Genomic DNA, 6,341 nt, shown 5'->3' with positions numbered 1-6,341 from the left:
GTAGAGGTTAATGGTGATACCCGAGATCGGGGTGTTCTCGCCGGCCTGCTTCAGACCGTCAGCGTTGGCATCGAGCAGCTTGATGCCGTTCACCGAGGCCAGCTTGTAGTTCATGAAGGTGGTGCCTTCATCGACCCCGTGGGTCTCCCCCGAGGTCAGCGTGATCGCGACGTCGACATTGTCCTTCGTCACATAGCCGCCGCTCAGCACTTCCTCGACGATGTACTTGCCGGGATCGAGGCCCGTGAACGACCAGGTGCCGTTGGCCGCTGTCGTCGTGGTCTTGAATGGCGTATCCTGGGCGTCGCCGTCGATCACGCCATCGCGCTCGTCCGGCTGCAGCGTGCCGTCGCCGTTGAGGTCCTTGTAGAGGTTGATCGTGATCCCGGAGATCGGCGTGTTCTCGCCGGCTTGTTTCAGACCGTCGGCGTTGGCGTCCAGCAGCTTGATGCCGTTCACCGACGCCAGTTGGAAGTTACCGAAATCCTTGCCGGTCTCGTTTTCACCGGGATTGAGCGTGACGGCATAGCCGAACTGGCTCTGACCGGCCGGATTGGCCGTATCCACCACGTCCGTTCCAGGGAACGACTGCGTCCAGCCTGCACGAGCTTCCTCAAGTACAATGTACTTACCGCCAACAGGATTCCCGCTTCCGTCGATGGTAACGGCGGGAAGGTTGGTGAATGTAAAATTCCCATTCGCGTCGGTGACGGTGCTCGCGACCAGGCCTTCGCCGGTATCTAAATTGCCGTCACCGTTGGTGTCGTTATAGAGGTAGATGTGCCACCCCGCGATACCCGACTCGCCGGGATCCCGCGTACCATCCTTATCAAGGTCGCCCCACTTACTGCCTGAGAGGCTCGCAGGCACGCCCGAAAGGATGGCCCATTCTTCGTAACCGCCGCTGTTCCTCCAGTTCGCGTTGGCAATGGTTTGCTCTTCGACGCCGTCCTTGTCCGCGTCGTACTGGATCGTGCTGGTACCCGCCTGCTCGCCGAAGGCGGAGTACAAATAGACCCAATCCAGATTCGTATCGAAGTTCGTGATCGGCACCAGCAGGACCATGTCGCTGTCGCCGCTGCCGGAATAGAACGAGCCTTCCAGACCAATCCAGTTGTTGGCTGCATTGGCCACCCCCGCATCGAAGTTATAGGCGAGGTAGTTGCCAGTGACACCCGCGGCCGTGAAACCGAACGGGTTGGCTCCGGCCGGATCGTAGGAGGTTTGATCCGCCGCTGTGCCGCCCGACACGAAGCCCGAGTGCAGATCCTTGGTGTCGGACTGCCAGATCTCGATCTTGTCCAGGGACAGGAATTGCTCGGTGGCGCTGTTGTTCTCGTTAATGTCGAGCCGGAACTGGTAGTACGCTTCCGGCGTACCATTGCCGTCGAGGTCGAAATACGAGATCGGAATCGCCGCGAGCGGAAGATTGTGCGTGAACTGGTTGGAGTTGTTTTCGTCGAACTGAAGCGGACTGCCGGAAGTATTATACCCCTGTTCCGTCAGGTTGTTGGTGCTGATACGAACAAAGGATTCGAGGTTTCCGGAACCCGACACGACTTCGGTAAGCGTGCGGTCGTTCGTGAAGTACGCTTCGTCAGGGTGCGCCGTTACGATCACGTTGTTGGGTGGCTGATTGAGCGGCAGATCGCCTGCGATGCCGAAGATCTTGGTGAAATCGATCGTCGGCGTGACACCGGCCGTCACGGTGTCCGTGAAGGCGGTCGTCGAGATGAGCCCAGCCGCAGAGTTGGTCGCCGAAAGCATGAATGACTGGCCCGCAGCATCGAGGCCGACATTCCAGGCCGTCTTGATGACGCCGTTGACCACACCATCAAGGTCGCCGAACCCGCCATCGGTTGCTGTCCATGGCTCCGTCGTACCGCTGAGGTCATACGTCAACTTGTCGTCGGCGGTCCCGTACAGGCCGTCCGGACCGGGATCGACATGGGCGACCGAAAACTGGACCGTCGCTCCAGGCTCGATACCGTTGGCAGTGATCGACGCAATCGCGCCAGGTGAATAATCCGGCTGATCCGTCGAAACCGAGAACGGGTCGTCGCTGAGGGTGTAGGTGCCAGTGGCAGGATTGTATTTGTACGTCGCCATTGCCAGTCTCCCTGCAAGGTACGGATCACGGCAGTACGGGCACTCTCAATTCGTGAAATCTGCGACCGGCTTTGGCTGTCGACACGCGCGACTACACTGCCCGCGGGAGCGCGTGCTCCGCAGACATCTGCAACTCAACAGAAGCGGTTTCTCAGAAGTTCGTCGGCCCTAACGGGCCAGCCACTGCCAACGTCATTCCAAATCAAACATCAGGCTACCCTCCCGGGTGCACCGCAATAACCACCTGCAACTCGCCTTGAACGCCGTGGACGCATCAATCGCGATCCAACGACGGCGATCGCATCCACCCGAAATTACTTGCACACCAAATAAAAATAGCCGGAGGCGCCGATCAGGCACGTTCCAGCCGAAAGCGATTACTCCAAACGCCGCCGCATTACGCAACCTTGACCGTTATTGCAACCTCGCAAACGCGCGGCGCAGCCTACAGCTCGCGTATTTAGTCAATAGCTAAACACCTATGTTTCTAATTGTAAACCGTTTTTTAACGCCCCGCCCCCAAGGCCCGGGTCAGCATCGCGCGACCGCCCCGCTGCTGATAACCGTGAAACATCTCCGCCTAGCGCGCCCGTTCTGCTAACGCGCCCCTCATTAATTGCATTCATATCAAAACTCTACTCGAACGCGCGATCTGCGCGCGCCCGATATTCATCTCGTACTCGAGCGCGCCGGCGGCTACCTCTGCGACGAAGCAATACCGGCTCCAAAAGCAATATTGGTCGCAGCTCCGCTGCGACCAATATTGTTGGGCTACCTGCTCCCGACGTCGTGCGGGCCGCTTACACGATGTGCAGACCGCTGAGCGACGAAGCAACGATGTGGGCATGGGCTATGTCGCCGTTGTCCCAAATCGAAGCCTGGCCATGGCTGTTCTGCCAGAGAATGTCGGTCTGGCCGTTGCCATCATAGTCGCCGGTGTCAGCGAAGCTCCATCCGTTGGAGATCGTGCCGACCGGAGCGATCGTATGAGCCTTGGTGACATCGCCATTGTCCCAGATCGAGGCGCGGCCGTTGTCGTTGACCCATAGGAAGTCACTCTTGCTGTTGCCGTCGAAGTCGCCGGTGCCGGCGAAATGCCAGCCGCTGATGTCGCTGCCGAGGTTGGCCACGATATGAGCGCCGCCAATCTGGCCATTATCCCAGATCGATACCTTGCCGTTGTCATTGACCCAGGCAATGTCGCTCTTGCCGTTGCCGTCGAAATCGCCTGTGCCTCCGAAGTGCCAGCCGCCCGAGATGGTGCCGGGCGGAGCGATGATGTGGGCACTGCCGATCTGGCCGTTGTCCCAGATCGACGCCTGGCCGGTATTGTCGTTGACCCAGAGAATGTCAGCCTTGCCGTTGCCGTCGAAGTCACCGGTGGAGGCAAAATGCCAGCCGTTGGCGATCGTACCGGGAGGCGAAATGATGTGGGCGCCACCGATCTGACCGTCGTCCCAGATCGACGCCTGGCCGGTGTTGTCGTTGACCCACAGGATGTCGCTCTTGCCGTTACCGTCGAAGTCGCCGGTGGAGGCGAAATGCCAGCCGTTGGCGATGATGCCGGCCGGGGCGATCTGGTGCGCCGTTCCCGGAGCACCGTTATCCCACACCGTGGCCGAACCGTTGTCATTCACCAGCAAGGCGTCGCTATGGCCGTTGCCGTCGAAGTCGTGACGGATCGTCCCCGCGTTGCCGTTGATCACAACGGTGCCATCAGCGAACTGCAGCTTCGCGATATTGGACAGCGTGTCGGTGCCGTCCGGCGTGCCGTTGCGCAGATCCTGCACGGTGTACGTGACGCCGCCCTGGCCCGAATGCGCCGTGACCAGATAGTCGGAGTGGTTGCCGCTATACTGCGCGGTGTTGGAGCCGCCGCCGCCGTTGAGCGTGTCGTCGCCACCGCCGCCGATCAGCTTGTCGTCGCCCGTACCGCCGATCATGACGTTGGCGAGTTCGTTGCCCGTGCCGGTGAAGCTGTTGCTTGCGGTATGGGTCAGATTTTCGACGTTGGCGCCCAGCGTGTAGGACGTGAGAGAGCCGACCAGCACCGTGTCGATGCCGGCACCGGCCTGCTCCAACACCACGTCGCCGACGTTGTCGATGGTGTAGGTGTCGTTGCCGGCACCGCCGTCGAACCTGTCCGCTCCGGCCGTTCCGGCGTAAGAGTCGTCGGCCGCAGGGGTGATGTTGACCAAAACCTGCATGTTGGCGGGAGTGTTCACGCCGTCGGTGTATTCGAAGTTCAGCGCAACAACCTCGGGCGCCGGATCGTTCGTGACCGGAGCAAGATAGGTCAGGCTTTGCATGTCAGCCGCCGAGAGCAACGTCGCGGCCGTGACCGCCACGCCATTCAGCAACACGGTGCCGGGCTGGTTACCTCCAGATGGCTGGATCGACGTCAGGTGGAAAGTTATAGGATCGCCTTCGAGATCAACCGGAAGCGCCAGATTGAGCGGTGCCGCGTTTGGATCTGCGAGCGCGGCCTCGGTCTTTCCGGACTCCACGTCAACGTTGTTGCCCGCCGGAGCAACCGGCGGCCCATTGACGTCTATGACACTGACGGCGGTAGCCTGCGTAACGGAATGTCCAGCGCTGTCGGTGACCTTGACATAGAAGCCATACGACGAGTGCAGGTCGAAGTTGAGAGCTGCGGCCACGGCGATCGTTGCTGAAACGCCGTCCGCATTCTTGGTGATCGAGAACGGGCCGGTGAAGGCATTGCCCGCTCCGTCCACCAGCGTGAACGTCAGCGCATCGTCGGCGCCGATGTTGTGGTCTGCCGCCGATACGGTGGCGATCACTGTCCCGGCCGACGCCGCCTCGCTGACTGCCACCGTCCCCGGGTTGTTGTCTTCGTCGGTTCCGGTCTCGACGATGCCAGTGATCGTCGGCGCGAGCGACACGATGGTGTCGGGATCGCCGGTCACGCTCACCACATGGCCGTGGAAGCTGAAGTTCTCGACGTTGGTGACCGTATCGGTCTCGCCGCCCTTCGTGATGGTGTAGGTATTGCCGGAACGAGAGATGACATAGTCGCTCCACGCTCCGCTCAGCACGTAGGTATCGCCCGTGCCTGCGCCACCGTCGATCGTGTCGTTGCCGCCGCCGCCATCGATGATGTCGTCGCCGCCATTGCCAAAGATGACATCGGAGACTGCCGAGCCCGTGATGTGATCCGCGACCTGGCTGCCCAGGACCTGAATCACTCCGCCGATCGGTGCAACGCCGCCGGTTGACGTGTTGTGGGTCTCAGTCAGATCGAGGTCGACCCCGATCGTTGTCAGATTCTGGAAGTTGAAGTCATCATTGACGGTCTGGAAGTCGTTGTCGTGAATTCCGGCATACGTGTTGGTGACCGGAATGCCGACCGAGATGCCAGTGCCCGCCGCGATGAACGTATTCTCTGAGACATGATGCGTCGTGTCATCGTAACCATCGAGATTGACGGCGCTCCGGACGTTGGAGAACGAGTTGTCGGTGATATTGAGCTGGTGCTCGGCACCGTCGGACCAGATGCCGCGCTGCCAATTGGCGCCACCGAACAGGTTCATGTTGGCGGCGGTTTGAGAACCGGTGAACAGGTTCGATTCGATATTGATCGTACCGGTCGCCGAGGTGTCGAGCTGAATCGCAGTGGCTTCGACACTACCGCCGACGAAGTCGCTGTAGAACACCGAGTTGTGGACCGTGTAGGTGCCCGAACCATGCAATTGCAGCGCTGCGTTGCCGTGGCCGATGGTACCGGTGTCGTTGTCCGCCAAGAACTCGAGACCGTTGAACGCCACTGCCTTGCTTCCGCTGACCGAAACCCGCCCGTGGATGACGGATTCGGCTCCGCGCGAGCCTGCCCCCGAGGTGCCGAAATTTGCGCCGGCGAAGGTCAGTTCCTTGTCGGTAACGGTGACGTCCTCGTCATATGTGCCTGCCGCCAGCAAAATTGTATCACCGTCGGACGCCGCGTTGACCGCGTCCTGGATGGTTGCAAAGCCGCCGCTGCCGACCAGCAGGATGTGACCCGTCCCGCTCCTGACGACCTCGACGCCCACGAGGGTATCGGTGCCTTCGTTTGCGCCGGCATTGACGGTCCAGCCGGACTGATTGCCCAACGTCGCACCAAGGTCCGCAACCGCCGTGAGCTTGTCGACCGTAATATTGGTCGAATAGACCGCGGTATCGGTGCCTGCGCCGCCGACGATCAGGTCTGCTCCGCCGCCGCCCTTGAGGACGTC

Annotated in this window: 2 protein-coding genes; both read right to left on the bottom strand. The window is 60.7% G+C overall.

Annotation, left to right across the window (positions count from 1 at the left end):
• Positions 1-2,109: SdrD B-like domain-containing protein (locus JQ633_RS35005; RefSeq protein ID WP_211990391.1), on the bottom strand; the 2,109-nt coding region annotated here is incomplete at its 3' end.
• 800 nt (positions 2,110-2,909) lie between these two features.
• A complete protein-coding gene (locus JQ633_RS35000; protein ID WP_249159885.1) occupies positions 2,910-6,047 on the bottom strand; it encodes a beta strand repeat-containing protein in 3,138 nt (1,045 codons plus the stop codon).
• Positions 6,048-6,341: the final 294 nt, after the last annotated feature.

Source organism: Bradyrhizobium tropiciagri, from assembly GCF_018130505.1.
GTDB classification, from domain to species: Bacteria; Pseudomonadota; Alphaproteobacteria; order Rhizobiales; family Xanthobacteraceae; genus Bradyrhizobium; species Bradyrhizobium tropiciagri_B.
Note: the sequence above shows the minus strand (reverse complement) of the source record. Positions and strands in the feature narration are given on the sequence as shown.